This window comes from Streptomyces sp. NPDC038707 (assembly GCF_040636485.1).
GTDB lineage: Bacteria > Actinomycetota > Actinomycetes > Streptomycetales > Streptomycetaceae > Streptomyces.
The window spans coordinates 194,750-220,483 of record NZ_JBEZUP010000009.1; the positions used below are offsets into that span (position 1 = coordinate 194,750).

The 25,734-nt window shown below is 73.0% G+C and carries 24 protein-coding genes; 5 read left to right on the forward strand and 19 right to left on the reverse strand.

The annotated features are described in order from the left end of the window. Window positions 1–284: 284 nt before the first annotated feature. The 4 genes from AB0E62_RS15360 to leuA all read right to left on the reverse strand — a co-directional run bounded on the left by AB0E62_RS15360 (window position 285) and on the right by leuA (window position 5,147). Window positions 285–1,208: an RNA polymerase sigma-70 factor gene (locus tag AB0E62_RS15360; protein ID WP_362192836.1), complete on the reverse strand. Its 924-nt coding sequence runs from the start codon at window positions 1,206–1,208 to the stop codon at window positions 285–287. 97 nt (window positions 1,209–1,305) lie between these two features. After that, window positions 1,306–2,505, reverse strand: a complete 1,200-nt coding sequence (locus tag AB0E62_RS15365) for a sialidase family protein (RefSeq protein WP_362192659.1) — start codon at window positions 2,503–2,505, stop codon at window positions 1,306–1,308. Between the two features lie 50 nt (window positions 2,506–2,555). After that, window positions 2,556–3,251, reverse strand: coding sequence for a TerB family tellurite resistance protein (locus AB0E62_RS15370; RefSeq protein WP_362192662.1), 696 nt, complete (start codon window positions 3,249–3,251; stop codon window positions 2,556–2,558). A 174-nt stretch (window positions 3,252–3,425) separates the two neighbouring features. Next, window positions 3,426–5,147, reverse strand: coding sequence for a 2-isopropylmalate synthase (gene leuA / locus AB0E62_RS15375; RefSeq protein WP_362192665.1), 1,722 nt, complete (start codon window positions 5,145–5,147; stop codon window positions 3,426–3,428). Window positions 5,148–5,488: 341 nt separating this feature from the next. On the opposite strand from leuA, the gene AB0E62_RS15380 reads away from it, so the two are divergent. Genes AB0E62_RS15380 through AB0E62_RS15390 form a run of 3 tightly spaced genes read left to right on the forward strand, consistent with a single transcriptional unit; the run spans window position 5,489 to window position 8,208 of the window. Then, window positions 5,489–6,559, forward strand: coding sequence for a M4 family metallopeptidase (locus tag AB0E62_RS15380; RefSeq protein WP_362192668.1), 1,071 nt, complete (start codon window positions 5,489–5,491; stop codon window positions 6,557–6,559). Between the two features lie 21 nt (window positions 6,560–6,580). Continuing rightward, complete coding sequence (locus AB0E62_RS15385) at window positions 6,581–6,847, forward strand: protealysin inhibitor emfourin (RefSeq protein ID WP_362192671.1); 267 nt, start codon at window positions 6,581–6,583, stop codon at window positions 6,845–6,847. Window positions 6,848–6,891: 44 nt separating this feature from the next. Beyond that, on the forward strand, window positions 6,892–8,208 hold the full coding sequence (locus tag AB0E62_RS15390) for a GH1 family beta-glucosidase (RefSeq protein ID WP_362192674.1): 1,317 nt from the start codon (window positions 6,892–6,894) through the stop codon (window positions 8,206–8,208). Window positions 8,209–8,211: 3 nt separating this feature from the next. On the opposite strand, the gene era is transcribed toward AB0E62_RS15390, so the two are convergent. Then, the gene (gene era / locus AB0E62_RS15395) at window positions 8,212–9,165 is read right to left on the reverse strand and encodes a GTPase Era (protein WP_362192677.1); all 954 of its coding nucleotides are present in this window, start codon (window positions 9,163–9,165) and stop codon (window positions 8,212–8,214) included. Window positions 9,166–9,339: 174 nt separating this feature from the next. Between era and AB0E62_RS15400 the strand changes: the two genes are divergently transcribed. Together AB0E62_RS15400 and AB0E62_RS15405 are read left to right on the forward strand one after the other, a co-directional pair. After that, on the forward strand, window positions 9,340–10,650 hold the full coding sequence (locus tag AB0E62_RS15400; protein WP_362192680.1) for an ammonium transporter: 1,311 nt from the start codon (window positions 9,340–9,342) through the stop codon (window positions 10,648–10,650). After that, window positions 10,647–10,985 carry a P-II family nitrogen regulator gene (locus AB0E62_RS15405; protein WP_362192683.1) on the forward strand — a complete coding sequence of 113 codons (339 nt, stop codon included), beginning with the start codon at window positions 10,647–10,649 and terminating at the stop codon, window positions 10,983–10,985. The genes AB0E62_RS15400 and AB0E62_RS15405 overlap by 4 nt, the downstream gene beginning before the upstream one ends. Window positions 10,986–11,187: 202 nt before the next feature. Here the strand turns inward: AB0E62_RS15405 and AB0E62_RS15410 are convergent, their stop codons facing one another. The 14 genes from AB0E62_RS15410 to AB0E62_RS15475 form a co-directional block, all read right to left on the reverse strand. Next, entirely contained in the window at window positions 11,188–11,541 is a 354-nt protein-coding gene (locus tag AB0E62_RS15410; protein WP_362192685.1) for a cytidine deaminase, read from the reverse strand. 47 nt (window positions 11,542–11,588) lie between these two features. After that, window positions 11,589–11,948 carry an MmcQ/YjbR family DNA-binding protein gene (locus AB0E62_RS15415; protein WP_362192688.1) on the reverse strand — a complete coding sequence of 120 codons (360 nt, stop codon included), beginning with the start codon at window positions 11,946–11,948 and terminating at the stop codon, window positions 11,589–11,591. Then, entirely contained in the window at window positions 11,945–13,246 is a 1,302-nt protein-coding gene (locus tag AB0E62_RS15420; protein ID WP_362192691.1) for a hemolysin family protein, read from the reverse strand. Before AB0E62_RS15420 ends, AB0E62_RS15415 begins: the two co-directional genes overlap by 4 nt. Before the next feature lie 9 nt (window positions 13,247–13,255). After that, the gene (gene ybeY / locus AB0E62_RS15425) at window positions 13,256–13,753 is read right to left on the reverse strand and encodes an rRNA maturation RNase YbeY (RefSeq protein WP_030777220.1); all 498 of its coding nucleotides are present in this window, start codon (window positions 13,751–13,753) and stop codon (window positions 13,256–13,258) included. A gap of 12 nt (window positions 13,754–13,765) precedes the next feature. Further along, entirely contained in the window at window positions 13,766–14,848 is a 1,083-nt protein-coding gene (locus tag AB0E62_RS15430) for a PhoH family protein (RefSeq protein WP_362192694.1), read from the reverse strand. Between the two features lie 155 nt (window positions 14,849–15,003). Beyond that, the gene (locus AB0E62_RS15435) at window positions 15,004–16,161 is read right to left on the reverse strand and encodes a PfkB family carbohydrate kinase (RefSeq protein WP_362192697.1); all 1,158 of its coding nucleotides are present in this window, start codon (window positions 16,159–16,161) and stop codon (window positions 15,004–15,006) included. A gap of 92 nt (window positions 16,162–16,253) precedes the next feature. Next, on the reverse strand, window positions 16,254–17,543 hold the full coding sequence (locus AB0E62_RS15440) for a glucarate dehydratase family protein (RefSeq protein ID WP_362192700.1): 1,290 nt from the start codon (window positions 17,541–17,543) through the stop codon (window positions 16,254–16,256). A gap of 141 nt (window positions 17,544–17,684) precedes the next feature. Beyond that, the gene (locus AB0E62_RS15445) at window positions 17,685–18,689 is read right to left on the reverse strand and encodes an adenosine deaminase (RefSeq protein WP_362192703.1); all 1,005 of its coding nucleotides are present in this window, start codon (window positions 18,687–18,689) and stop codon (window positions 17,685–17,687) included. Window positions 18,690–18,709: 20 nt separating this feature from the next. Beyond that, complete coding sequence (locus AB0E62_RS15450; RefSeq protein WP_362192706.1) at window positions 18,710–19,615, reverse strand: ribonuclease Z; 906 nt, start codon at window positions 19,613–19,615, stop codon at window positions 18,710–18,712. 6 nt (window positions 19,616–19,621) lie between these two features. Next, a complete protein-coding gene (locus AB0E62_RS15455; protein ID WP_362192709.1) occupies window positions 19,622–19,975 on the reverse strand; it encodes a histidine triad nucleotide-binding protein in 354 nt (117 codons plus the stop codon). A 71-nt stretch (window positions 19,976–20,046) separates the two neighbouring features. Beyond that, window positions 20,047–23,313 (reverse strand): PDZ domain-containing protein, encoded by a 3,267-nt coding sequence (locus AB0E62_RS15460; RefSeq protein ID WP_362192712.1) that lies wholly within the window; start codon window positions 23,311–23,313, stop codon window positions 20,047–20,049. Window positions 23,314–23,370: 57 nt separating this feature from the next. Then, the gene (locus AB0E62_RS15465; RefSeq protein ID WP_362192715.1) at window positions 23,371–23,763 is read right to left on the reverse strand and encodes a VOC family protein; all 393 of its coding nucleotides are present in this window, start codon (window positions 23,761–23,763) and stop codon (window positions 23,371–23,373) included. A gap of 55 nt (window positions 23,764–23,818) precedes the next feature. Next, entirely contained in the window at window positions 23,819–24,556 is a 738-nt protein-coding gene (locus AB0E62_RS15470) for a 16S rRNA (uracil(1498)-N(3))-methyltransferase (protein WP_362192718.1), read from the reverse strand. Then, window positions 24,553–25,671 (reverse strand): nitronate monooxygenase, encoded by a 1,119-nt coding sequence (locus AB0E62_RS15475; protein ID WP_362192721.1) that lies wholly within the window; start codon window positions 25,669–25,671, stop codon window positions 24,553–24,555. The genes AB0E62_RS15470 and AB0E62_RS15475 overlap by 4 nt, the downstream gene beginning before the upstream one ends. Window positions 25,672–25,734: the final 63 nt, after the last annotated feature.

The window sequence follows — 25,734 nt, forward strand, 5'->3', positions numbered from 1 at the left end:
ACTCAGCGCACGACGAGACGGTCACGCACCCAACGCAAGACGACCCCGGCACCCGCCGGGGACTCGGGACAGGACAGGACAGTCACGCGTCGGGCGCGGAACGGTCACGCCGGACACCGGCACCCGCCGAAGGGCGCGGCGGGCGGCAGACACCCGCCGTGGAACGGCCCCGGCAGACACCCGGTGCTGGGACACCCCCGCCGGACACCGGCACCCACCGAACGGCCCGGTACGTGGCGGGCGCCCGGCGCGCTGGAGTCAGCGTGCGTGCCCGCGCTCGGCGCTCAGCGTGCTCCCCGGCGTGTCTCCCGCAGCGCGTAGTGGACCGCCCAGGCGTCCGCCACCGGGCCCAGGTGGCCGAGCTTGTCGGGGTTGACCACGATGCGGATGGCCTGGATCCGCCCGTCGAGGACATCGAGCGCCACGGCGTTGAGGACCCTGCCCTCCGGGTCCCGGAAGACCGCGCCGGGCTGCCCGTTGACCTGGTGCGGCTCGCAGGTGACACCGAGCCCGGTGAGCTGGGGGAAGACGGTGGTGAGCAGCCGGGCCACGTTCTCGGCGCCCAGGACGCTCCGGGCCAGCTGGGGCGCCTTGCCGCCGCCGTCGCCGGCCAGCGACACATCGGCGGCGAGCAGGTCCCGCAACCCGATGACATCGCCTTCGCGCAGCGCGTCGAAGAAGCGGGAGGCCAGTTCCTCGCGTTCGGTGCGGTCCGCCTCGAAGCGGGGCCGTCCCTCGGTCATGTGGCGCCGGGCCCGCACCAGGAGCTGGCGGCAGGCCGCCTCCGAGCGGTCGACCGCCTGGGCGATCTCGGGGAAGCCGAAGTCGAACACCTCCCGGAGCACGAACACCGCGCGCTCCAGCGGGCTGAGCCGCTCCAGGAGCAGCAGGGCGGCCATCGACACCGAGTCGGCCAGCTCCGCCGACCGCTGCGGGTCCTGGTAGGGGTCGGCGAGCAGCGGCTCGGGGAACCAGGGGCCGACGTAGGCCTCCCGGCGGACCCGGGCCGAGCGCAGGACGTCGATGGAGAGCCGGGTCACCGTGGCCGACAGGAACGCCTTGGCCGACCGGGGCCGGACCGGGGAGGCGGTGAAGCGCAGCCAGGTCTCCTGGACGGCGTCCTCGGCCTCGCTGACGCTGCCCAGGATCCGGTAGGCGATGGAGAACAGCAGCGGCCGCAGCTCCTCGAACTCCTCGGTTCCGTTCACGTTCACGCTCATGCCGGACGCCCCCCGTCGTAGCCGATCACCGCACCACATCATCCACTCCTGGGCGCCGGAAAGCACCCGCCCCCACCCGTGGCCCTCAGAGCAGCGGGATCCGGCGGAACTCCAGGGCCTCGTACGGGCCGGTGATGCCGGTCTCGTAGAGGACGCCGATGTCGTGGCGGCCGAGCTGGACGAGGTCGGAGTACGCGGACGGGCGGTCGGTGAGGGTGAGCAGCGGGATGAAGACGCGGCCGGCGTCCGCACTGGCCCACAGGGCGAGGGCGCGGCGGGCGGTGGGCACGGAGGGCGCGGAGAACAGCAGGGGCGCGTCCGGGGTGTCGGGCTGCAGGACGCTGCCCTGGACCACGGGGACGGTGTTCAGGGTGGGCTGGGCGGCGTAGGGGCGGTCCAGGGACCGGCCGCCGTCGCTGGAGTGGGCGTCGAGCCGGTTGCCGGGGGCGGTGCCGTTCTGGTCGCGGGCGGAGAGGTAGACGCGGCCGTCGGGGAGCTGGGCGGCGCTGGTCTCGTTGACGTTGGTCACGCCGTCGTGGACCGCGTCCACGAAGCCCAGGTGCCAGGTGTGGCCGCCGTCGTCGCTGTAGAGGGCGTGGCCGCCGTAGTACTTGGCTTCCTGGCCGGTGTCGGGGGAGCCGGCGGGCGGGGCCGCGGAGTGGTTGGCGGGGATCAGCAGACGTCCGGTGTGGGGGCCGTGGGTGAGGGCGAGGGCATGGCCGGGGCCGGTGGCGTACCAGCGCCAGCCGGGCCGCTTCACCGTGCCGGTGATGTCCCGGGGGGCGGTGAAGTGCAGGCCGTCGTCCGCGCTGCGCTGGACGTAGACCCGGCGGCCCTGCTCGGGGGTGACCTCGCCGCGCATGATCCGCGCCTCGGTGGCGCTGCCGCTGTTGCCGCAGGTCACCAGGACGATGGCGCCGGTGCGCGGGTCGACGACGGGTGCCGGGTTGCCCCGGGTGTCCCCGTGGCCGGCGGCGACCACGGCCGGCGGGCCCCAGGTGCAGCCGTCGTCGGCGGAGCGGCGCAGCACGACGTCGATGTCCCCGCTGTCGCCGGCGCCGCCGCGGCGGCCCTCGGCGAAGGCGAGGAGGGTGCCGGACCGGGTCCTGACCACGGCGGGGATGCGGTAGACGGCGTAGCCGCCCTGTCCGGAGACGTACGGGAGGGAGGAGGCGCAGGCGCCGGGTGCGGCGTGCGCCGGCTGCCGGGCGGTGAGCGCGGAGAGGGTGCCGAGTGCGGTGAGGAGGGCGAGGACGGTCGCGAGGGTGCGGCGGCGCGGGGTCACGCCTTGATGCTGCCCGCGCCGGCGGCGCCGTCCTTACTCCGCCGGGGTGATCAGGAGGGGGTGCGGGCGGCGGCCAGCAGCCGGCCCACGTCGTCGGCGCGGAGGGTGAGGGCCGCGCCGACGGTGGCCAGGGCGTCGCGTTCGGCGGGGGTGTAGGGGCCGTCGGCGAGGGCGATGCGGGCGCCCTGGAGGAGCAGCGCCTCGCGGCCGGCCGGGGCGAGGTGCGGGGCGAGCGGGTCCAGGGCCTCGTGCAGCTCTATGGTCAGCCCAGCCCCGGACGGCTGTTCGAAGTACCGGCCGGTGTCGGCGGCGAGGGCGTCGACCAGGGCGGCGAGCTGCTCCTCGGTGCAATCGGCGAAGCCGGCCGCGCGGACGGTGGCGGCGGCCGTCTCCAGGGCCGTGCGGGAGGCGGTGCCGCCCGCGGCGAGGACCGCGAGGGCGACGGTGTGCACGGCGTCGCGGAGCATCGCGGAGAAGCGGCGGGTGGTCGGGTGGCCCAGGACGTCGGTGCCGAAGTGGTGCCGGCACGCGGCGCACTCCACCACCGGCCCGGTCTCGCCGCGCGGCAGCAGGGGCACGCCGAACAGGGTGAGCCTGCGGCGGCCGGTGAGCCGCTGGTAGTTGCGGTCGCCGCCGCAGCCGGGACAGAAGAACTCTCCGTCGCCGACGGGCGTCCACGCGGTGCGGGTGCCCAGGATGCGCAGGGCCCCGGTGGCACGGCCGTCTCGTCCCCGTACTGGCAGCACGTCGCACCTCCGTAACGGCGCGGCAACATCGCCGCGCTGGCGTGATGTTAGCCACATCCGGGAGGCGCAGTCAGTACCCCGGAGGAGACCTTTCCGTGACCTGGGGGGCGCGATGGCCGAAAACCGGGTCCCGCGCGCCGGTGCGCGGCGGGCGGGAACCCGGTGCGCGGGTCGTCAGCGGGTGGCGCGGTTGACCGCGGAGACGACGGCCTTCAGCGAGGCGCGGGTCGTGTTCGCGTCGATGCCGATCCCCCACAGGACCTTGCCGTCGATGGCGCATTCGATGTAGGAGGCGGCCTGCGCGGAGGCGCCCTCGCTCATCGTGTGCTCCTGGTAGTCCAGCAGGCGTACGTCGACGCCGAGGGCGTGCAGGGCGTCGAAGAAGGCCGAGATCGGACCGTTGCCGGAACCGGTCAGGACGGTGTCGCGGCCGTCGACGGTGGCCTCGACGGTGAGGGTGTCCACGCCGTCGGTGTCCGTGGTGGACTGGCCGGTCCTGACCTGGATGCGGCCCCAGGGGTTGTCCGGGTTGGGCAGGTACTCGTCCTGGAAGACGGCCCAGATGTCCTTCGGCGTGATCTCGCCGCCCTCGGCGTCGGTCTTCGCCTGGATGATCCTGGAGAACTCGATCTGCATCCGGCGCGGCAGGTCCAGCTTGTGGTCGTTCTTCAGGACGTAGGCGATGCCGCCCTTGCCGGACTGGGAGTTGACGCGGATAACGGCCTCGTAGGAGCGGCCGACGTCCTTGGGGTCGATGGGCAGGTACGGCACCGCCCACTCGATGTCGTCGACCGTGACGCCCTTGGCCCTCGCCTCGGCCTCCATGGCGTCGAAGCCCTTCTTGATGGCGTCCTGGTGGGAGCCGGAGAAGGACGTGTAGACCAGGTCGCCCACGTACGGGTGGCGCGGGTGGACCTCCATCTGGTTGCAGTACTCCCACGTACGGCGGATCTCGTCGATGTCGGAGAAGTCGATCTGCGGGTCGACGCCCTGGGAGAACAGGTTCATGCCCAGGGTGACCAGGTCGACGTTGCCGGTGCGCTCGCCCTGCCCGAACAGGCAGCCCTCGACGCGGTCGGCGCCGGCCATCAGGGCCAGCTCGGCGGCGGCCACGGCGGTGCCGCGGTCGTTGTGCGGGTGCACGGACAGGCAGACGTACTCGCGGCGGGTCAGGTTGCGGTGCATCCACTCGAAGCGGTCCGCGTGCGTGGAGGGGGTCGAACGCTCCACGGTGGCGGGCAGGTTGAGGATGATCTCGCGGTCCGGGCCGGGCTGCCAGACGTCCATGACCGCCTCGCAGACCTCCAGGGCGAAGTCCAGCTCAGTGTCGGTGAAGATCTCCGGCGAGTACTGGTAGCCGAACTCGGTCTCCGGGCCCAGCAGCTTCTCGGCGTACTCCATGACCAGGCGGGTGCCGTCGACGGCGATCTGCTTGATGTCGTCCTTGGAGCCGCGGAAGACGACCCGGCGGAAGACCGGCGCGGTGGCGTTGTACAGGTGGACGGTGGCGCGCCTGGCGCCCTTGAGGGACTCCACCGTGCGCTCGATCAGGTCCTCGCGGGCCTGGGTCAGCACCGAGATGGTGACGTCGTCCGGGATCGCGCCCTCTTCCTCGATGATCGAGCGCACGAAGTCGAAGTCGGTCTGGCCGGAGGCGGGGAAGCCGACCTCGATCTCCTTGTAGCCCATCTTCACCAGCTGGTCGAACATCCGGCGCTTGCGCTCGGGCGACATCGGGTCGATCAGGGACTGGTTGCCGTCGCGCAGGTCGGTGGAGAGCCAGCGGGGCGCGGCGGTGATCCGCCGGTCCGGCCAGGTGCGGTCCGGGATGTCGACCTGCTCGTAGCGGCCGTACTTGTGGATCGGCATGGGGCTGGGCTGCTGGCGGTTGGCCATGATGCGTGGGCTCCTCAGGGTGTCCCGGATATCCGAGTGGACGGCCGACGACGCAACGCCAGAGCTCCGCGGGGAGGGAGTCGGCCTCGGCTACAGACCCTCGCCGCGGCAGCTAAGAAGAAGCAGCCAGGAACGCATGATGCTCCGCAGCCTAGCCGAGCCGTCCCGGGCGCGCGGGCCTGTCCCAGTATGCGGGACCCCACGGCAAAGTCGGACAAAAAGTGCGCGGCACCACATCGCCCTACCACAACGTCACGCAGCGTGGCCACAGTTGTCCGAGTATTTCACCAATCATGGTGGCAGGTAGTGACAGTGGAGTCACACAATGCGATGGTTCCCATATGACCTGCAACGGGGGCTTCGAGCCCGTCTTCTGCACGATCGTGCCGCCGCACGTCCTCGACAAGCTCGCCCGGAACGACGACCCCGCCCTGTCCGGCCCGGCCCGCCGCTCCCTGGAGCACGACGCCTACCAGCGCACCAAGCGCCGCCTGACCACGGTCATCGGCGCGAGCGCCGTCGCCGCGCCCGAGGGCGCCGCCGCCGACCAGCCGCACCGCACGATCTACGACGCCGAGCACACCCAGGACCTGCCCGGCACCAAGGTCCGCGAGGAGGGCTCCGAGCCGGGCTCCGACGCCTCCGTCAACCGGGCCTACGCGGGCCTGGGCGCCACCTTCGACCTGTATCTGAAGGTGTACGGCCGGCACTCCATCGACGGCAACGGCATGCCGTTGGACGCCACCGTGCACTTCGGCGAGGGCTACGACAACGCCTTCTGGAACGGCGAGCAGATGGTCTTCGGCGACGGGGACAACGAGGTCTTCCTCGACTTCACCATCCCGGTCGACGTCATCGGCCACGAGCTGACCCACGGCGTCACCCAGCACACCGCCAACCTGGACTACCACGGCCAGTCCGGCGCGCTGAACGAATCGCTCTCCGACGTCTTCGGCTCGCTGATCAAGCAGCGCACCCTCGGCCAGACCGCCGCCGAGGCCGACTGGCTGATCGGCGCCGGGCTGCTCGCCCCGCGCGTCACCGGGGTGGCCCTGCGCTCGATGAAGGCCCCGGGCACGGCGTACGACGACGACGTCCTCGGCAAGGACCCGCAGCCGGCGCGGATGGAGGACTACGTCCGCACCGGCCGCGACAACGGCGGCGTGCACATCAACTCCGGCATCCCCAACCACGCCTTCTACCTGGCCGCCACCGCCCTCGGCGGCTACGCCTGGGAGAAGGCCGGGCAGATCTGGTACGACGTGCTGACCGGCGGGGACCTCAAGGAGAACGCCCAGTTCACCGACTTCGCCACGCTGACGGTGAAGGCGACCCGCGAGCGGTACGGCGCCGGGGACGAGCTGCGGGCCGTGCAGAAGGCATGGGAACAGGTGGGGGTGCGCACGCTCTGATTCCGTACTAGACACGGACCCATGCGAATTCGAGTACTGCGTACGGGCGGTTTCGCGGGCATCGAGCGCCGGGCCGAGGTGGACACCTCCGACCGGCCCGACGCCGAGGAGTGGCAGGCCCTGGCCGGGCGGGTCCTCGCATCCGGCCAGGCCGCCCCCCCGGCGGGCGTCCCGGACGGCTTCAGCTACGAGATCACGGTCGACGGCCGCACGGTGTGCACGGCCGATCCCCGGCTCACGGACGACGAGAGGGAGTTGGTGACACGGGTACTGAAGGAAGGCGCGTGACGGGGCGTTGACTTCCGTCGCCGGGGCTGCGGATGATCCCGCCCATGGCGACTGACGCAGGCACCGAGATCCCCCGGTTCCCGGCCGGCTTCCTGTGGGGCGTGTCGACCTCGGCCCACCAGATCGAGGGCGCGGCCGCGCTGCGGGAGCCGTCCGTGTGGGACGTGTTCACGGCCGGACCCGGGCGGGTGCGGGACGGCTCCACGGCGGCGGTGGCCTGCGACCACTACCACCGCTACCCCGAGGACGTGTCCCTGCTCGCCGGCCTCGGCGTGGACGCGTACCGCTTCTCCGTGTCCTGGCCCCGGGTGAACTCCCCCGGCGGCCCGGACTTCTACGACCGCCTGGTGGACGAGCTGTGCGCGGCGGGCGTACGGCCCGTGCCCACCCTCTTCCACTGGGACCTGCCCGCCTCCCTGGACTGGCTGGACCGGGACACGGCGTACCGGTTCGCCGACTACGTCTCGGTGGTCGCGGACCGGCTCGGCGACCGGGTGGACACCTGGATCACCCTCAACGAACCGGCGGAACACACCCTGCTGGGCCATGCCATCGGTGCCCACGCACCCGGCCGGCGGCTCCTCTTCGACGCCCTGCCGGCCGCCCACCACCAGCTCCTCGCCCACGGCCTCGCGGTAGCGGCACTGCGCGCGGCCGGCGCCACGGACATCGGCATCGCCAACTCCCACGGCCCGGTCTGGCCCGCGTCCGGGGACCCGGCGGACAGGGCGGCGGCGGACCTCTACGACACCCTGCTGAACCGGCTGTTCGCCGAGCCGCTGATCCTCGGCGCGTACCCCGAGGGCTGGGCCGAGCTGATGCCCGGGGACGTCGCGGCGGACCTGGAGATCATCGCCCGGCCCGTCGACTGGTACGGGATCAACTACTACGCGCCCTCCCGGGTCGGGGCGCCCGGGGACGGGAACGGCACGTACGGAGGCCTGGACCTCCCCGCCGAACTGCCCTTCTCGGTACGGGAGATCGAGGGCCGCCCGGTGACCGACTTCGGCTGGCCGGTGGTCCCCGAGGGGCTGACCGAACTCCTCACCGGCTTCCGCGACCGCTACGGCGACCGGCTCCCGCCCGTCGTCATCACGGAGAACGGCTGCTCCTACGAGGGCGTCGACGACCAGGACCGCATCGCCTACCTGGACGCCCACATCCGCGCCGTGCACACCGCCCTCACGGCCGGCGTGGACGTCCGCGGCTACTTCGTCTGGTCCCTGCTGGACAACTTCGAGTGGGCCGAGGGCTACACCCGCCGCTTCGGCCTGGTCCACGTGGACCACCCGACGCTCACCCGCACCCCGAAGGCGTCGTACCACTGGTACCGGGAGGTGCTGCGGGCCCAGCGGGGATGAGGCTCAGAAGCCCAGCTTGCGCAGCTGCCTGGGGTCGCGCTGCCAGTCCTTGGCCACCTTGACGTGCAGGTCCAGGAAGACCGGCGTGCCCAGCAGCGCCTCGATGTGCTTGCGGGACTTGATGCCGACCTCCTTCAGGCGCTTGCCCTTGGGGCCGATGATGATGCCCTTCTGGCTGGGGCGCTCGATGTAGACGTTCGCGTGGATGTCGAGGAGCGGCCGGTCGGCGGGGCGGTCCTCGCGCGGGAGCATCTCCTCCACGACCACCGCGATGGAGTGCGGCAGCTCGTCCCGCACCCCCTCCAGCGCGGCCTCGCGGATCAGCTCGGCCACCATCACCTGCTCGGGCTCGTCCGTCAGGTCGCCCTCGGGGTAGAGCGCCGGGCCCTCGGGAAGCAGCGGGATCAGCAGATCGGCCAGCAGATCGACCTGCTTGGCGCCGACCGCCGACACCGGCACGATCTCCGCCCACTCGATGCCCAGTTCCCTGCCCAGCTGGTCGACGGCGATCAGCTGCTCGGCGAGGGCCTTGGGGTCGACCAGGTCGGTCTTGGTGACGATCGCGACCTTCGGGGTCTTCTTGATCCCGGCCAGTTCCTTCGCGATGAACCGGTCGCCGGGGCCGAGCTTCTGGTCCGCCGGCAGACAGAAGCCGATCACGTCGACCTCGGCCCAGGTCGTGCGGACCACGTCGTTCAGCCGCTCGCCGAGCAGCGTGCGCGGCTTGTGCAGCCCGGGGGTGTCGACCAGGATCAGCTGCGCGTCCGGCCGGTGCACGATGCCCCGCACCGTGTGACGGGTGGTCTGGGGGCGGTTGGAGGTGATCGCCACCTTCTGCCCGACCAGAGCGTTCGTCAGGGTGGACTTGCCCGCGTTGGGGCGGCCCACGAAGCAGGCGAAGCCGGCGCGGTGGACGGACTCGGCCGGCTGCTCGGAAGTCTGGGTACGAACGCTCATGCCGCCCATTCTCCCTGATCCACGGAGCCGCGCCGTACCACCGTCGGCAACCGCCCCCGCCGGTGAGCTCCCGGAAACCCACCGGCAACGAAACGTCACGGAAACACACCCGTACACGACCGGAAACGCGCACCGGTGACCCTCTGACGCAGCCCCCACCCGTTGGAGACGCCCGTGACCCTCGCCGCACCCCACGTCGACACCGGCGACACCGCCTGGCTGCTCGCCGCCACCGCCCTCGTCCTGCTGATGACCCCGGGCCTGGCCCTGTTCTACGGCGGCATGGTCCGCACGAAGAGCGTCCTCAACATGCTGATGATGAGCTTCGTGTCGATCGCCCTGGTCACGGTGGTCTGGCTGGCGGCCGGCTACTCCCTCGCCTTCGGCGACGACCTCGGCGGCGGGCTGCTCGGCGGCCTGGAACACGCGGGGATGCGCGGCCTCGGCCCGGACAGCGTCCACGGCACGGTCCCCACCGTGCTGTTCGCCACCTTCCAGCTGACCTTCGCGGTCATCACGGCCGCGCTGATCAGCGGCGCGGTGGCGGACCGCACGAAGTTCTCGGCGTGGCTGGTCTTCGTACCGGTGTGGACCCTGCTGGTATACGTTCCGGTCACCCACTGGGTGTGGGGCCCCGGCGGCTGGATCACCGACCGGCTCGGCGCCCTCGACTTCGCCGGGGGGCTGCCCGTCGAGATCACCTCCGGCGCCTCCGGTCTCGCCCTGTGCCTGGTCCTCGGACCCCGGCTGGGCTTCAAGAAGGACGCCATGCGCCCGCACAACCTGCCCATGGTGATCCTGGGCGCCGGTCTGCTGTGGTTCGGCTGGTTCGGCTTCAACGCCGGTTCCGCGCTCGGCGCGAACGGCCTCGCCGCCGCCGCGTTCCTCAACACCCTCGCCGCCGGCTGCACCGGGCTGCTCGGCTGGCTCTTCGTCGAGCAGCGGCGCGACGGCCACCCGACCACCCTGGGCGCCGCCTCCGGCGCGGTGGCCGGCCTGGTCGCGATCACCCCGTCCTGCGGCACGGTCTCCCTGCCCGGCGCGCTGGTCGTGGGCCTGGCCGCCGGTGTCGTCTGCTCGTACGCGGTGAGCTGGAAGTTCAAGCTGGGCTACGACGACTCCCTGGACGTCGTCGGCGTCCACCTGGTCGGCGGAATCATCGGCACCCTGCTGATCGGCCTGTTCGCCCAGAAGGCGATGACCGGCGGCGCGGAGGGCCTGTTCCACGGCGGCGGACTCGCCCCGCTGGGCCGGCAGTCGCTGGCGGTGGCGGCCGTCGGGGCGTACGCGTTCTCGGTGACGTACGGGCTGGGCAGACTGCTCGACAGGGTGCTGGGCTTCCGGGCGAGCGAGGAGCAGGAGTACACCGGGCTGGACCTTACGGTGCACGCCGAGACCGCATACGATCACGGCGTCCTGGGCCACGGCGCCCCGGTCTCCCACTCCGCTCCGCTCACCGCCCAGAAGGTCAAGACCCAGGCATGAAGCTCATCACCGCGATCGTCAAGCCGTACCGTCTGGACGAGGTCAAGAACGCCCTGCGGGAGCTGGGCGTGCACGGGCTGACCGTGACCGAGGCCAGCGGCTACGGCCGGCAGCGCGGGCACACCGAGGTGTACCGGGGGGCCGAGTACCGGGTCGACCTGGTGCCGAAGGCGCGGATCGAGGTGGTCGTGGAGGACGCGGTCGCCGAGGACGTGATCGACGCGGTGGTCCGGGCGGCCCGGACCGGGAAGATCGGCGACGGAAAGGTCTGGGCCGTACCCGTCGAGACGGTCGTGCGGGTACGCACCGGCGAGCGCGGCCCCGACGCACTCTGACACGCCGCCACAGCCACCCCGCGTCAGGCCCGGGAGCCCCACCCGGCGCACCGGCCCCCTGGGGGACGGAGCCCGGAGGGCGGCCGGCGTGCGTCAGGTGGCCGGGACGGTGCTGCGGACCGTACCGCGGGGCGGCGACTCTGACGCGCCGCCACAGCCACCCCACCACAGGTCCCGGAAACCGCGCCCGGCAAACCGTGCGTCAGGTGGCCGGGACGGTGGTGCGGACCGTGCCGTCGGGGGCGGCGAGGAGGACCGGGGTCCCGGTGCCGCCGAGGTCGGCGACGGCGGACAGGTCCTCGGCCGGCACCGTGTCCGCGTCGCTCACCACGGCCGCCGCCTCCAGGGACCGCGCGCCCGAGGCCGCGGCCATCGCGACGGCGGTCCGCAGCGCGCTCAGCCTCAGCGAGGGCAGCTCCACCGTCCCGGCGACATAGGTGCGCCCGGTCTCGTCCCGTACGGCCGCGCCCTCGGGCACGACGTTGCGGGCCCGCGCGGAACGGGCCAGGGTCACGATCTTGCGGTCCTCGGGGTCAAGCCCGGTGCTCTCGGTCATGTCCCGAGCATACGAAGCCGCGCCGCGCCCGCCCCGCGACGGGTGCGTCACGGCCGGTCGAGCCGCAGCCGCTCCGCCCTCGGCAGTCCCGCCACCACCAGGTCGTAGGAGTCCTCGATCAGCTCCCTGACCAACCGGTCCGGCAGTCCCCCGTCGACGGTCACCGTGTTCCAGTGCCGCTTGTTCATGTGCCAGCCGGGGACGATCAGCCCCTCGTGCTCGCCGCGCAGCCGGACCGCGTCCTCCGGGTCGCACTTGAGGTTGACCGTCAGGGGCCGCGCGTCCAGGTTCGTCAGGGCGAACATCTTGCCCAGCACCTTGAAGACCGAGAACTCCGGGCCGAACGGGAAGTCCTCCACCGCCGCGTTGCAGGAGAGGCAGAAGGCGCGCAGCTCCTGGGGCGTCACTCGGCCTTCTCCTCCTCGGCGGCCGGCACCGGGACCGGCTCCACCAGCACCGTGACGATCTTGTTCCGGCGGCCCGCGGCGGCCTCCGCGGTCAGCCGCAGCACCCGTCCGTCCGGCAGCGCGACCTCCGCGGACGCACCGGCGATGGGCACCCGGCCGAGCGCCTTGGCGAGCAGCCCGCCGACGGTCTCCACGTCCTCGTCGTCGTACTCCTCCAGGCCGTACAGCTCGCCGAGGTCGGTGATGTCCAGGCGGGCGGTGACCCGGAACCGGTCGTCGCCGAGGTCCTCCACGGGCGGCAGTTCCCGGTCGTACTCGTCGGTGATCTCGCCGACGATCTCCTCCAGGATGTCCTCGATGGTGACGATGCCGGCGGTGCCGCCGTACTCATCGATGACGACGGCGACGTGGTTGCGTTCCTTCTGCATCTCGCGCAGCAGGTCGCCGGCGTTCTTGGTGTCGGGCACGAACACGGCCGGGCGCATCGCCGTGGACACCAGGTCGCCCTCCGCCTCCCGGCTGATGTGCGTCTTGCGGACCAGGTCCTTCAGGTACACGATCCCGATGATGTCGTCCTCGCTCTCACCGGTGACCGGTATCCGCGAGAAGCCCGACCTCAGGGCCAGGGTGAGGGCCTGACGGATGGTCTTGAAGCGCTCGATGGTGACCAGGTCGGTGCGCGGGACCATGACCTCGCGCACCAGGGTGTCGCCCAGTTCGAACACCGAGTGCACCATCCGGCGCTCCTCGTCCTCGATCAGCGACTCCTTCTCGGCGAGGTCGACCAGCGCGCGCAGCTCCGCCTCGGAGGCGAAGGGACCGTGCCGGAAGCCCTTGCCGGGTGTGAGGGCGTTGCCGATGAGGATCAGCAGGGAGGGCACCGGGCCCATGATCCGGGCCAGCGGCAGCAGCACATAGGCCGCCGCGGTCGCGGTGTGGATCGGGTGCTGGCGGCCGATGGTGCGCGGCGAGACGCCGACGGCGACGTAGGACACCAGGACCATCACGCCGAGCGCGACCAGCAGGGCCTGCCAGGTGGCCGGGAACTCCTGGAGGCAGGCGTAGGTGACCAGGGACGCGGCGGCCATCTCGCAGGCCACGCGGACCAGCAGGGCCACGTTCAGATAGCGGGTGGGGTCGGCGGCGACCTGGGCGAGCCGGGCGCTGCCCCGCCGGCCGGACTTCACGGCCTCCTCGGCGCGGAAGCTGGAGACGCGGGCGAGGCCCGCCTCCGCGCAGGCGGCGAGCCAGGCCACGACGACGAGCGCGATCGCGCCGAGCACGAGCTGAGCGGACATGCGGCCCGCTTACGAGACGGTCGGCGCCGGGGACGGGCCGGTCAGGCCGCGCTCGGCCCGCCAGCCGTCCACGATGGCCGCCTGGAGGCCGAACATCTCGGCCTTCTCGTCGGGTTCCTCGTGGTCGTACCCGAGCAGGTGCAGCACGCCGTGGACGGTGAGCAGCTGGAGCTCCTCGTCCATGGAGTGCCGGGTGGGCGCCTCGGCGCCCTGCCGGGCGGCGACCTCCGGGCACAGCACGATGTCCCCGAGCAGCCCCTGCGGCGGCTCGTCGTCGTCCTTGGACGGCGGCCGGAGCTCGTCCATCGGGAACGACATGACATCGGTGGGGCCCGGCAGGTCCATCCACTGGATGTGCAGTTGCTCCATGGCGTCGGCGTCCACGACGATCACCGAGAGCTCGGAGAGCGGGTGGATGCGCATCCGCGCGAGCGCGTAGCGGGCGATGTCCAGGATCGCCTGCTCGTCTACCTCGGTGCCGGACTCGTTGTTGACGTCGATCGACATGGTCGTGCTGGTCTACTTCCCCTTGGAGCCCTTGGCGCCGGTCGTGCCGCGGCCGCCCTTGGACGAGCCGCCGTTCTCGGTGCCGTGCTTGCTGTCGTACTGCTCGTACGCGTCGACGATACGGCCCACCAGCTTGTGCCGTACGACATCGTGGGACGACAGCCGGGAGAAGTGGACATCCTCGACGCCTTCGAGGATCTCCTGCACCTGCCGCAGGCCGGACTTCTGCCCGCCGGGCAGGTCGACCTGGGTCACGTCACCCGTGATCACGATCTTCGAGTCGAAGCCGAGGCGGGTGAGGAACATCTTCATCTGCTCGGGGCTCGTGTTCTGGGCCTCGTCCAGGATGATGAAGGCGTCGTTGAGGGTGCGGCCGCGCATGTAGGCGAGCGGCGCGACCTCGATCGTCCCGGCGGCCATCAGCCGGGGGATGGAGTCCGGGTCGATCATGTCGTGCAGCGCGTCGTACAGCGGGCGCAGATACGGGTCGATCTTCTCGTACAGCGTGCCGGGCAGGAAGCCGAGGCGTTCGCCCGCCTCCACCGCCGGGCGGGTCAGGATGATCCGGTTGACCTGCTTGGACTGGAGGGCCTGCACGGCCTTGGCCATGGCCAGGTAGGTCTTGCCGGTGCCGGCGGGGCCGATGCCGAAGACGATCGTGTGCTTGTCGATCGCGTCGACGTACCGCTTCTGGTTGAGGGTCTTGGGGCGGATGGTGCGGCCACGCGAGGACAGGATGTTCTGCGTGAGCACCTGCGCCGGGGTCTCGGGCCCGTCGCTCGTGCCGTTGTCGCTCGCCTTGAGCATGGCGATCGAGCGTTCCACTGCGTCCTCCGTCATCGGCTGCCCGGTGCGGAGCACCAGCATCATCTCGTCGAACACGCGCGAGATCAGGGCGACGTCGACCGGGTCACCGACCGCGCTGATCTCATTGCCCCGGACGTGGATGTCGGCCGCCGGGAAGGCCCTCTCGATCACGCGCAGGAGGGAGTCGCCGGAACCCAGTACGGTCACCATGGGGTGCTGGGCGGGGACGGTGAGCTGTGCTCTCGCCTGCTCCTGCGCGGGGGTGTGAGCTGTGGGTGTCTCTGTCATGGGCCGGCGCTGAAGGCCTGCGCTTCCTCCTCGTCACGGCCGCACGGCTGACGGCGGCCTCGCACTGTCCAGGGTACGACGGGGGGCTGACAACGCCGTAGGGCTTTTCCTACGACCGTTTTTCCGGCCTGCCGTGCCGCCGCCGTACCCGTGGCTCAGGCCGAGCGGCCGAACCCGATGGTGGGCACGGCCCGGCGCAGCGGCCAGGGCCGGTCCAGCCGCCGGGGGACGAGGTCCTCCAGGAAGGCGTACCGGGCGAGGGCCATCGGGTCCTGTCCGGGCAGGGACTGCACTTTGCGCCACCAGGCCCCGATCTCCGACCAGCCGGGCGCGGACAGCGAGCCGCCGAACTCCTGCACCGACAGCGCGGCCGTGAGCCCGGCGAAGGCCAGCCGGTCGGCCAGCGGCCAGCCGGCCAGGGAGCCGGTCACGAACCCGGCGACGAACACGTCCCCGGCCCCGGTCGGGTCCAGCGCCTCCACGGCGATCGCGGGGACCTCGGCGGCCTCCCCGGTGCGCCGGTCCACCGCGTAGGCGCCCTCCTCGCCGAGGGTCACCACGGCCACCGGCACGCACTCGGTGAGCGCGTGCGCGGCGGCCCGGGGACAGTCGGCGCCGGTGTAGCGCCGGGCCTCCTCCGCGTTGGGCAGGAACGCCTCGCAGTGCTCCAGGTCGGGCAGGCCGGACAGGTCCCACGCGCCCGTGTCGTCCCAGCCGACGTCGGCGAAGATGCGAGTGCCCGCGCGGGCGGCCTCGGCGATCCACGGGGCGCTGCGGCCGGGGGTGAGGGAGGCCACGGCGGCCCGCGCGCGGGGCGGCCGGGCGGGGGCCCCGTCCTGGCCGAAAACGGCCTCGGGCGGCGGCTCGTGCCCGTGCGAGACCATGGTCCGCTCGCCCTCGTAGGCCATGGAGACGGTCACCGGGGAGTGCCAGCCGGGGACGGTCCGGGAGGCCGAGAGGTCGATGCCCTCACCCCGTTCCAGGGCGTCCCAGCAGTACTCGCCGTAGTGGTCGTCGCCGAACGCGGCGGCCAGCGCGGTGCGCAGGCCGAGCCGGGCCAGGGCGGCGGCCATGTTGGCGACCCCGCCGGGGCTGGAGCCCATGCCCCGGGCCCAGGACTCGGTGCCGCGTACCGGCGCGGAGTCCAGTCCGGTGAAGATGATGTCGAGGAAGACCGTGCCGGTGAGGTAGACGTCCCAGGGCGGATCGCCGGGGGCGCGCAGCGCGGCCAGCGGGTCGACCTGGACCTGGCGGCGCGCTGCCTGGGTGAGGTGTTCCGGTTCCTCTCCGGTGAGGGTCTGCGACGGCGTCACGGTGCGCTCCCTGGCGTGGTGCGGTTCTGGCCAGTGTGCACCAGGTCACGCACCGGAACGCCAGGCGCCGGTCCCCGGTGGGCCGGCGCCGGTCACCAGCGGGGCAGCGCCGGGGTGTGCCAGGCGGGGTCGGCGACGCGCATCGCCGCCGCGTCGTCGCGGTCGCGGAGCGTGCCGTCGTCCTCGGCCCAGCGCCGGTGCAGCCGGGCCAGTTCGTCCCGGTCCAGTTCGACGCCGAGGCCGGGCGCGTCGGACACCGCGACCCGGCCGCCCTCGAAGGCGAGCCGCTCGGTGAGGACGTCCTCGGACTGCCAGGGGTAGTGGGAGTCGCAGGCGTGGTGGAGGTCCGGGACGGTGGCCGCCACCTGGGTCATCGCGGCGAGGCTGATGCCGAGGTGGGTGTTGGAGTGCATGGAGATCCCGACCCCGAAGGCGGCGCAGACCGCGGCGAGCCGCTGGGTGTTGCGCAGCCCGCCCCAGTAGTGGTGGTCGGACAGCACGACCTGGACGGCGTTCTTGGTGAACGCCTCCTTGATCTCGCCGAAGCCGGTCACGCACATGTTGGTGGCCAGCGGCACGTCGGTGCCGGCGGCCACCTCGGCCATGGCGGGGGTGCCCAGGGCCGGGTCCTCCAGGTACTCCAGGACGTCCCCCAGCTCTCTCGCGACCTTCAGGGAGGTGGCGACCGACCAGGCGCCGTTGGGGTCGAGCCGCAGCGGGTGGCCGGGGAAGGCCTCGGCGAGGGCGCGGACGGCGGCGATCTCCTGCTCGGGCGGGAACACCCCGCCCTTGAGCTTGAACGAGCCGAAGCCGTGCAGCTCCTGGAAGCGCCGGGCCTGTCCGACCACGCCGGCCGGGTCGAGCGCCGGGCCCCACTCGTCGGGTTCGGCGGGGACGCCCGCCGGGTGCCCGTCCCACTTGTAGAAGAGGTAGGCGCTGTACTCGACGGCGTCGCGGACCTTCCCGCCGAGCAGCGCGTGCACGGGCAGGCCGAGCGCCCTGCCCTGGGCGTCGAGGCAGGCGACCTCGAAGGCGGACAGCACCGACAGCCGCAGTTTGCCGGCGGTCTGCGCCCCGCGCAGCCCGCCCGCGTCGGTCCCGGCCTCGACCCGCGAGGCGTCCACGGCGAGGTCGATCCCGAACAGTCCGTTCACGTCCGTGACCGACCGGCCGACGATCCGTTCGGCGAGCTCCCGGGCCGGCTCCAGGTACTTCGTGTCGCCGTAGGTCTCGCCGAGCCCGGTGACCCCGTCCGCGGTGACGACCTCCACGATCAGCCGGGGGGTGTACGGCTGGTGGACACCCTGGGTGTTGAGCAGCGGCGGGTCGGCGACCAGGATCGGCGTCAGGCGCACCTCGGCGATGGTCAGGTCACGGGTCACAGGGAGCCTCCCACCATCTCACCTCATGAATAACGTCCACGTATGAGAACGCAGGCTAGACGGTTCCATCCCCGGCCACCACCCCCGGACGACACCGTGGCCGGGATCACACCCCGGCCACGGCAGCGCGGCACCGCGCTCCTACGCCACGTCGTCCCCGAACTCGTAGGCCTCCACCTCGGCGAGGTAGCGGGCCCGGCGCTCCTCGTCGTCCTCCAGGAAGGAGGCGAGGAAGGAGTTGCGGGCCAGCTCGCGCAGCCGGTCCCGGGACAGGCCCAGGCTCTCGTGCACGGCCGCGAAGTTGTCGCCCGCGTACCCGCCGAAGTACGCCGGATCGTCGGAGTTGACCGTGCACAGCAGCCCGGCGTCGAGCATGGCGGGCAGCGGATGGGCGGCGAGGGTGTCGACGGCCCGCAGGCGCACGTTGGACAGCGGACACAGGGTGAGCGGAATCCGCTCCCGGACCAGCCGCTCCACCAGCGCCGGGTCCTCCACGCAGCGCAGACCGTGGTCGACGCGCTCCACGCCCAGCACGTCCAGCGCCTCGGTGATGTACTCCGGCGGCCCCTCCTCACCGGCGTGCGCGACCCGGCGCAGCCCGAGGGCGGCGGCGGCCTCGTACACCTCGCGGAACTTCGCCGGCGGGTGCCCGACCTCGGCGGAGTCCAGGCCGATGCCGGTGATCCGGTCCAGGTACGGCCGCGCGGCCTCCAGCGTGATCAGGGCCGACTCGGCGGACTCGTCCCGCAGGAAGCACATGATCAGCCTGGTGGAGACGCCGTGGTTCGCCTCGCTCTCCCCCAGCGCCCGCCACAGCCCCTCCACCACCGTGCCCATCGGCACGCCCCGCGCCACATGGGCCTGCGGGTCGAAGAAGATCTCCGCGTGCCGCACGCCCTGCGCGGCGGCCCGGGCGAGGTAGGCGTTCGCCAGGTCCGCGAAGTCGTCCTCGGTGCGCAGGACGGCCATCAGCTCGTAGTACAGGTTGAGGAACGACTGGAGGTCCTGGAAGCGGTAGGCCTCGCGGAGGGCGTCGGTGTCCGCGTACGGCAGGTTCACGCCGTTGCGGGCGGCCAGCTCGAACGCCAGCTCCGGCTCCAGGGTGCCTTCGATGTGGAGGTGCAGTTCAGCTTTCGGGAGGGGCATCAAAGCATCGTACGGGTGTTTTACCGCCGTTTCGGAACCGGTACCCGCAGCAGATCGTGGGCCACGGTCAGCTCCCCGGTGAACCCGGCCGCCCGCGCCTGCCGCTCGAACTCCTCCGGCTCGGTGTAGCGCTGGCTGAAGTGGGTGAGCACGAGGTGCCGCACCCCGGCGTCCCGGGCCACGGCGGCGGCCTGCCCGGCCGTCAGATGGCCGTGCTCGACGGCGAGGTCCGTGTCCTCGTCCAGGAACGTGGACTCGATGACGAGCAGGTCGCAGCCCTCGGCGAGCGCGTGCACGCCGTCGCAGAGCCGGGTGTCCATGACGAACGCGAACCGCTGTCCGCGCCGCACCTCGCTGACGTCCTCCAGGGCCACGTCCCCGAGCCGTCCCTCCCGCTGGAGGCGGCCCACGTCCGGGCCCCGGATGCCGAGCGCGGCGAGCCGGCCGGGCAGCATGCGGCGGCCGTCGGGTTCCACGAGACGGTAGCCGTAGGACTCCACCGGGTGCGAGAGCCGGCGGGCCTCCAGGGTGTAGGAGCGGGTGACCGCGAGCAGGCCGTCGGCGTCGACCGGGGCCTCGGTGAGGGCGACGGTCTCGCGGTAGGCGGTGGCGTGGCGCAGCCGGTCGAAGAAGCGCCGGCCCGAACGCGGATAGTGCGCGGTGATCTCGTGCGGCACCTGGTCCAGGTTGATCCGCTGGATGACCCCGGCCAGGCCCAGGGAGTGGTCGCCGTGGAAATGCGTGACGCAGATCCGGTTCAGGTCGTGGGCGGCGACCCCGGCGCGCAGCATCTGCCGCTGCGTGCCCTCGCCGGGGTCGAAGAGGATGCCCTCGCCGTCCCACCTCAGCAGATAGCCGTTGTGGTTGCGGTGCCGGGTCGGGACCTGGCTGGCGGTGCCGAGGACCACCAGTTCACGTACGGACACGGGCGCTCATCCGGGGGGCCACTGGAGGCCGCGGCCGCCGAGGACGTGCGCGTGGGCGTGCCAGACGGTCTGGCCGGCGCCGCTGCCCGTGTTGAAGACGAGGCGGTAGCTGTCGAGCCCCTCCGCGTCGGCCACGGCCTTGGTCTCGGCGAGGACGTCGGCCGCGATCTGCGGGGCGCCCGCGGCCAGCTCGGCGGCGTTCTCGTAGTGGGCCTTGGGGATGACCAGGACGTGGGTGGGGGCCTGGGGGTTTATGTCCCGGAAGGCCACGGTCGTTTCTGTCTCTCGGACGATCGTCGCCGGGATCTCGCCCGCGACGATTCGGCAGAACAGGCAGTCGTTCTGCGGTTCGCCGGCCATGCGCTGCGCTCGCTTTCAGGGGTGATCAACAGGGTTGGCATGGTAGCCCGTCGGGGGCGGGTCGGCACCGCTCAGGCCGGAAGCCCCGGAGGCGTCTTCGCGGGGTTCGTCTCCAGCGCCTCCAGCGCGAGCGCGATCGCCGCGTCCAGCTGTGCGTCCGTGCCGGACGCCCAGTCCTGGGGCCGCTGGACGACCTCCACGTCCGGGTCCACCCCGTGGTTCTCCACGTCCCAGCCCACGCCCTCCAGCCAGATCGCGTACTTCGGCTGGGTGACCAGGGTGCCGTCGACCAGGCGGTAGCGGCTGTCGATGCCGATGACCCCGCCCCAGGTGCGGGTGCCGACGACCGGGCCGATGCCCAGGGCCTTGATCGCCGCGTTGACGATGTCGCCGTCCGAGCCGGAGAACTCGTTGGCGACGGCGACGACCGGGCCGCGCGGCGCGTCGAGCGGGTAGCTGGCGGGGCGCATGCCGCGCGCCAGGTCCCAGCCGATGATCCGGCGGGCCAGCTTCTCGACCACCAGCTGGGAGGTGTGGCCGCCGCGGTTCTCCCGCACGTCGACCACGAGTCCCTCACGGGCCACCTCCACCCGCAGGTCGCGGTGGATCTGGGCCCAGCCGGGGGCCTGCATGTCGGGGACGTGGAGGTAGCCGAGGCGGCCGGCGGACGCCGCGTGGACGTGGGCGCGGCGGTCGGCGACCCAGGCGTGGTAGCGCAGGGGCTCCTCGTCGGCGAGGGGGACGACGACCGTGTGCCGGGGTTCGCCGCCGCCGGCCGGGGAGACGGTCAGCTCCACCGGGTGACCCGCCGTGCCGGCCAGCAGCGGACCCGGGCCGGTCACCGGGTCGACCGGGTGCCCGGCCACCGCGATGATCGCGTCCCCGGGGCGGACCGCGACACCGGGCGCGGCGAGCGGGGAGCGGGCGTCCGGGTCCGAGGTCTCCGCCGGCAGGATCCGGTCGATGCGCCAGCTGCCGTCCTCGTGCCGGGAGAGGTCGGCGCCGAGCAGACCGAGCCGGGCGCGTCCCGGGCCGCCGCGCGGGGTGACGTAGGCGTGCGAGGTGCCGAGTTCGCCCTGCACCTCCCACAGCAGGTCGACCAGGTCGCTGTGGGTGGCGAGCCGGGCCAGCAGCGGGCGGTAGCGGTCGAGGATCCCGGGCCAGTCGGCGCCGCCGAGGTCGGGGCGCCAGAAGTGGTCGCGCATCAGGCGGCCGGTCTCGTCGTACATCTGCCGCCACTCGGCGGCCGGGTCGACGGTCCCCCGGACCCGGCCGAGGTCGACGGTGACGCTGGTGTCGCCGTCGTCGTCGCCGCCGGTACGGCGGTCGCTGGGCACGACCCGCAGCCGGCCGTCGCTCCACAGCAGCAGGCGTTTGCCGTCGCCGCTGACCTCGAAGTGGTCGGCGTCGGCGGCCAGATGCTCCAGGCGGCGCTGGGCGAGGTCGTAGCGCTCCAGCTCGGTGTGCGGGTCGGGGTCCTCGGGGTGGGCGCGGGAGGAACCGAGGACGCCCCGCACCGGGTGGCGCAGCCACAGGACGCCGTCCTTGGCGGCGCGCAGCGTGGAGTAGCGGCCGGCCTCCACCGGGAAGGGCACTATGCGGTCGGCGAGTCCCTCGAGGTCGATGCGGGTGGCGGGGGCGCCCTCGCCGTCGGGGGTCTCGTCCTTGTCGGGCGTCTCGAAGGGGCGGCCGTGGCGCTGCGGGCCGAACGGCGAGGGGGTGGTGGCGGCCAGCGTGATCAGGTACGGCCGGGCGCCGACCACGAAGGCGAGGTCGAAGACGTGTTCGTCGTAGACCGGGTCGAAGGCGCGGTTGGAGAGGAACGCGAGGTGTTTGCCGTCGAGGGTGAAGGCGGGCGCGTAGTCCTGGAAGCGCAGCGGGGTCGCCTCGGTGACCGACAGGTCGGTGGTGTGGGCGACGCGCAGCTGGGACAGCGGGCGCGGGCCGGGGTGGGACCAGGCCAGCCAGGCGGAGTCCGGGGAGAAGGCGAGCCCGGAGACCTCGCCGTCGTCGCTGCGGTCGACCTCGCGGACCTCGCCGGTCTCCCGTTCGACCAGCAGCAGCCGGCCGTCGTGCGCGGCGACGGCGGCGCGGCCGCCGTCGGGCGCCATGGCCAGTTCCAGGACCCGGCCGAGCTGTCCGGCGGCGAGCCGGCGCGGCGGGGCACCGGGCACGGTGCCGGTCGCCGGGGCGAACTCCAGGGCGTCCTCGCCCTCGGCGTCCGTCACCCACACCACCCACTCCTCGCCCTCGGCGCGGAAGGCGCGCGGCAGCCGGGCGCGCACCCCGGGGGTGGCGGCCAGGGCGCGGGCGGGGCCGGAGCGGTGGGTGACCCAGTGGACGCCGCCGCGCACGCAGACGGCGCTGCCGCGCGCGGTGTGGTCGGGGGACGCCTCGCCGAACGCGCGCGAGGCGTTGACCTGGTACGGCCGCAGGTCCACGCGGGGCCCGCCGAGCCGTACCTCCAGCCGGCGCGGCTCGGCGCCCTCCAGGTCGTCCAGCAGCCACAGTTCACCGGCCGAGCTGTAGACGATCCGGGTGCCGTCACCGGCCGCGTGCCGGGCGTAGAAACCTCCCCCGTGCTCGGCTTCGCTCGCGCGGGAGGTGCCCCCAAGAGGGGTGTGCCGGCGCAGGTCGGAGCCGTCGGCGAGGGAGGAGTAGAGCGCGCCGGTGCCCTCGTGGTCGGAAAGGAACGCGATGCGGTCCCCCGCCCACACCGGGCACTCGATGTTCCCGTCGAGATCCTCGTGCAGCCGGACGAACTCCCCGGCGCCTTCCCCGCCTTCGGCGGCCCGGTCGATCCACAGCTTGCCCGCCGTGCCGCCCCGGTAGCGCTTCCAGTAGGCGGCCTCGCGGCCCATCGGCGCGGACAGCAGCACGGTGGCCGGGCCGAGGGCGACGGCGCCGACCGGGCCGTACGGCAGGGTCTCGGCCGGTCCGCCGTCCAGCGGGACGGCGTGCGCCCAGGTGTGCCGGAAACTGTGCCGGCCGTGCGCGCCGAGCGCGAGGACCCGTCCGTCCGGGGTCCAGCCGCGCACCTCCGTACGGTGGTTGCCCCAGTACGTCAGCCGTTTCGCGGGCCCGCCGTCGACCGGGGCGACATGCACCTCGGGGGCGCCGTCCCGGGTGGAGGTCCAGGCGAGGTGCCGTCCGTCGGGTGACAGCCGGGGCTGGGTCACCGGCATGTTGTCGGCACTGACCCGCCAGGCCCGGCCGCCGTCCAGCGGGGCGAGCCATACGTCGTCCTCGGCGACGAACGTCACCAAGTCGCCGTGCAGGTGGGGGAATCGGAGGTATCCGGAGCTGTGCGTGCTGCCCGTCGAAGCGCCCTGAGTCACCCCGTCACTCTACGCAGCTACCGCCGCGCCCCGCCTCCGCTTTCCGGTCACTCCCGGTCAGCCGCGCAGCAGCAGCCACTCCTGGAGTTCCACCAAGTTGCCCTCGGGGTCCTTCAGATGGGCCACCCGCATACGGTCGGTCATGGGCGCCGGGCCGTGCAGCAAGGTCGCTCCCCGGGCGGTGATCCCGGCGCAGTAGGCGTCGAGGTCGTCGACGCGCAGCACGACCAGGGAGCGGTGCCCGGTGGCGGTGCCGCCCAGCTCGGCCAGGACCTCGGCCATCATCGACCGGTCCTGGAGCGCGATCCCGGCGGAGCCGGTGTGCGGGCTGAACTTCTCGTACGGTCCGCCGGTCGCGCCCGACTGCGGCTTGAGGCCGAGGACGTCGGCGTAGAAGTGGTAGCAGGCGGCGAAGTCGCTGACCAGGAGCCGGACTTGGGCGAGTTCCACGGTGTCTCCGAGCGGGTGTTCAGGACCGGGCGGGTGTTCGCGACCGGGCGGGTGTTCAGGACCAGCGGCCGGTGCGACCCAGCAGCAGGGCCGCGGCGGCGGTGCCGGCGGTGGAGGTGCGCAGGACGGTCGGCCCGAGGACGTACGGCGCGGCGCCGGCCTCGGCGAAGAGTGCCAGCTCCTCCGGGGAGACACCGCCCTCGGGGCCGACGACCAGCACGATCTCGCCCTCGGCGGGCAGGGGGGCCGTGGCCAGACGGTCCGTGCCGCTCTCGTGGAGCACGGCGGCGAAGTCGGCGCGGGCGAGCAGCGCGGCGACCTGCTTGGTCGTCGCCGCGTCCGCGACCTCGGGGAAGCGGACCCGGCGGGACTGCTTGCCGGCCTCGCGGGCGGTGGCCCGCCACTTGCCGAGGGCCTTCAGGCCCCGGTCGCCCTTCCACTGGGTGATGCAGCGGGACGCCTGCCAGGGCACGATCGCGTCGACGCCCACCTCGGTCATGGTCTCGACGGCGACCTCGCCGCGGTCGCCCTTGGGCAGGGCCTGGACGACGGTGATCCGCGGGCTGGGCTCCGGCTCCCCGGCCACCGGGGTCATGCGGACGATCAGCCGGTCCTTGCCCTCGGTGCCGGTGACCTCGCAGACCGCGTAGCGCCCGGCGCCGTCGGTGAGGACGACCTCCTCACCGGGCCGCAGCCGCTTGACGGAGACCGCGTGGCGGCCCTCGGCGCCCTCCAGGACGTACCGGTCGCCGTCCGCCTCGAAGTGCTCCACGACGAAGACAGGGGCGGTCACGCGCCCTCACCCCCCTGACGGGACTCGTTCCCGCGGGACTCGCCCCCGGTGGACGCGTCCGACAACACGGACCGGGCCTCGGCGAGTTCGGCCGCCAGCAGCTCCACCAGCCGGCCGGCCGGCAGCTCCCGGGCCATCCGGTGGCCCTGGCCCGCCCACAGCGCCATGCCCTGCGCGTCACCGGCCCTGGCGGCGGCCTTGCGCAGCGGCGAGGTGAGGTGGTGCACCTCCGGGTAGGCGGCGGGGGCGTACGGCCCGTGCTCGCGCAGGAAGCGGTTGACCAGGGAGCGGGCCGGGCGGCCGGTGAAGGCACGGGTCAGCTGGGTGCGCGTGAAGAGGGGGTCGGTCAGCGCCCGTTTGTGCGGGTCGGGCGCGCCGGACTCGTCGGTGGCGAGGAAGGCGGTGCCGAGCTGGGCCGCGTCGGCGCCGGCCGCGAGGACGGCGGCGATCTGGCCGCCGCGCATGACGCCGCCGGCGGCGACGACCGGGATGCCCACGGCCTCGCGGATCTGCGCGACCAGTGACAGCAGCCCGATCCCGGCGCCGTCCTGCTCGGGCGAGTCGCGGTGCGTGCCCTGGTGACCGCCGGCCTCCACGCCCTGCGCGATCACCGCGTCCGCGCCGGCCGCCTCGACCGCGCGGGCCTCCTCCGCGGTGGTGGCGGTGACCAGGGTGAGGGTGCCGGCCCGGCGCAGCCGCGCGAGGACCTCGCGGTCCGGCACGCCGAAGTGGAAGGAGACCACCGGGACCGGGTCGTCGAGCAGGACGGCGAGCTTGGCGTCGTAGCCGTCGTCCCGGCCGCAGTCCGTGGCGCCCAGCTCGGTCTCGTACCAGGCGGCCTCGCCGGCCAGCTGGTGGGCGTAGACCTCGACCACGCCGGACTCCGCGTGCTCGGGCTGCGGCACGAACACGTTGACGCCGAAGGGGCGGTTCGTGAGCCCGCGCAGCTGCTTGATCTCCTGGTACATCCCGTCGGCGGTCTTGTAACCGGCGGCGAGGAACCCGAGACCGCCGGCCTCGGAGACGGCGGCGGCGAGCTGCGGGACGGAGACTCCGCCCGCCATGGGGGCCTGCACGATCGGGAGGGGGAAGAGATCGGTCAGCGCGGAGGACATGACCGCATGGTGTCACGTCCTCCGGACCGGTCCGAATCGGGGCATCCCCTGGGATATCCCTGA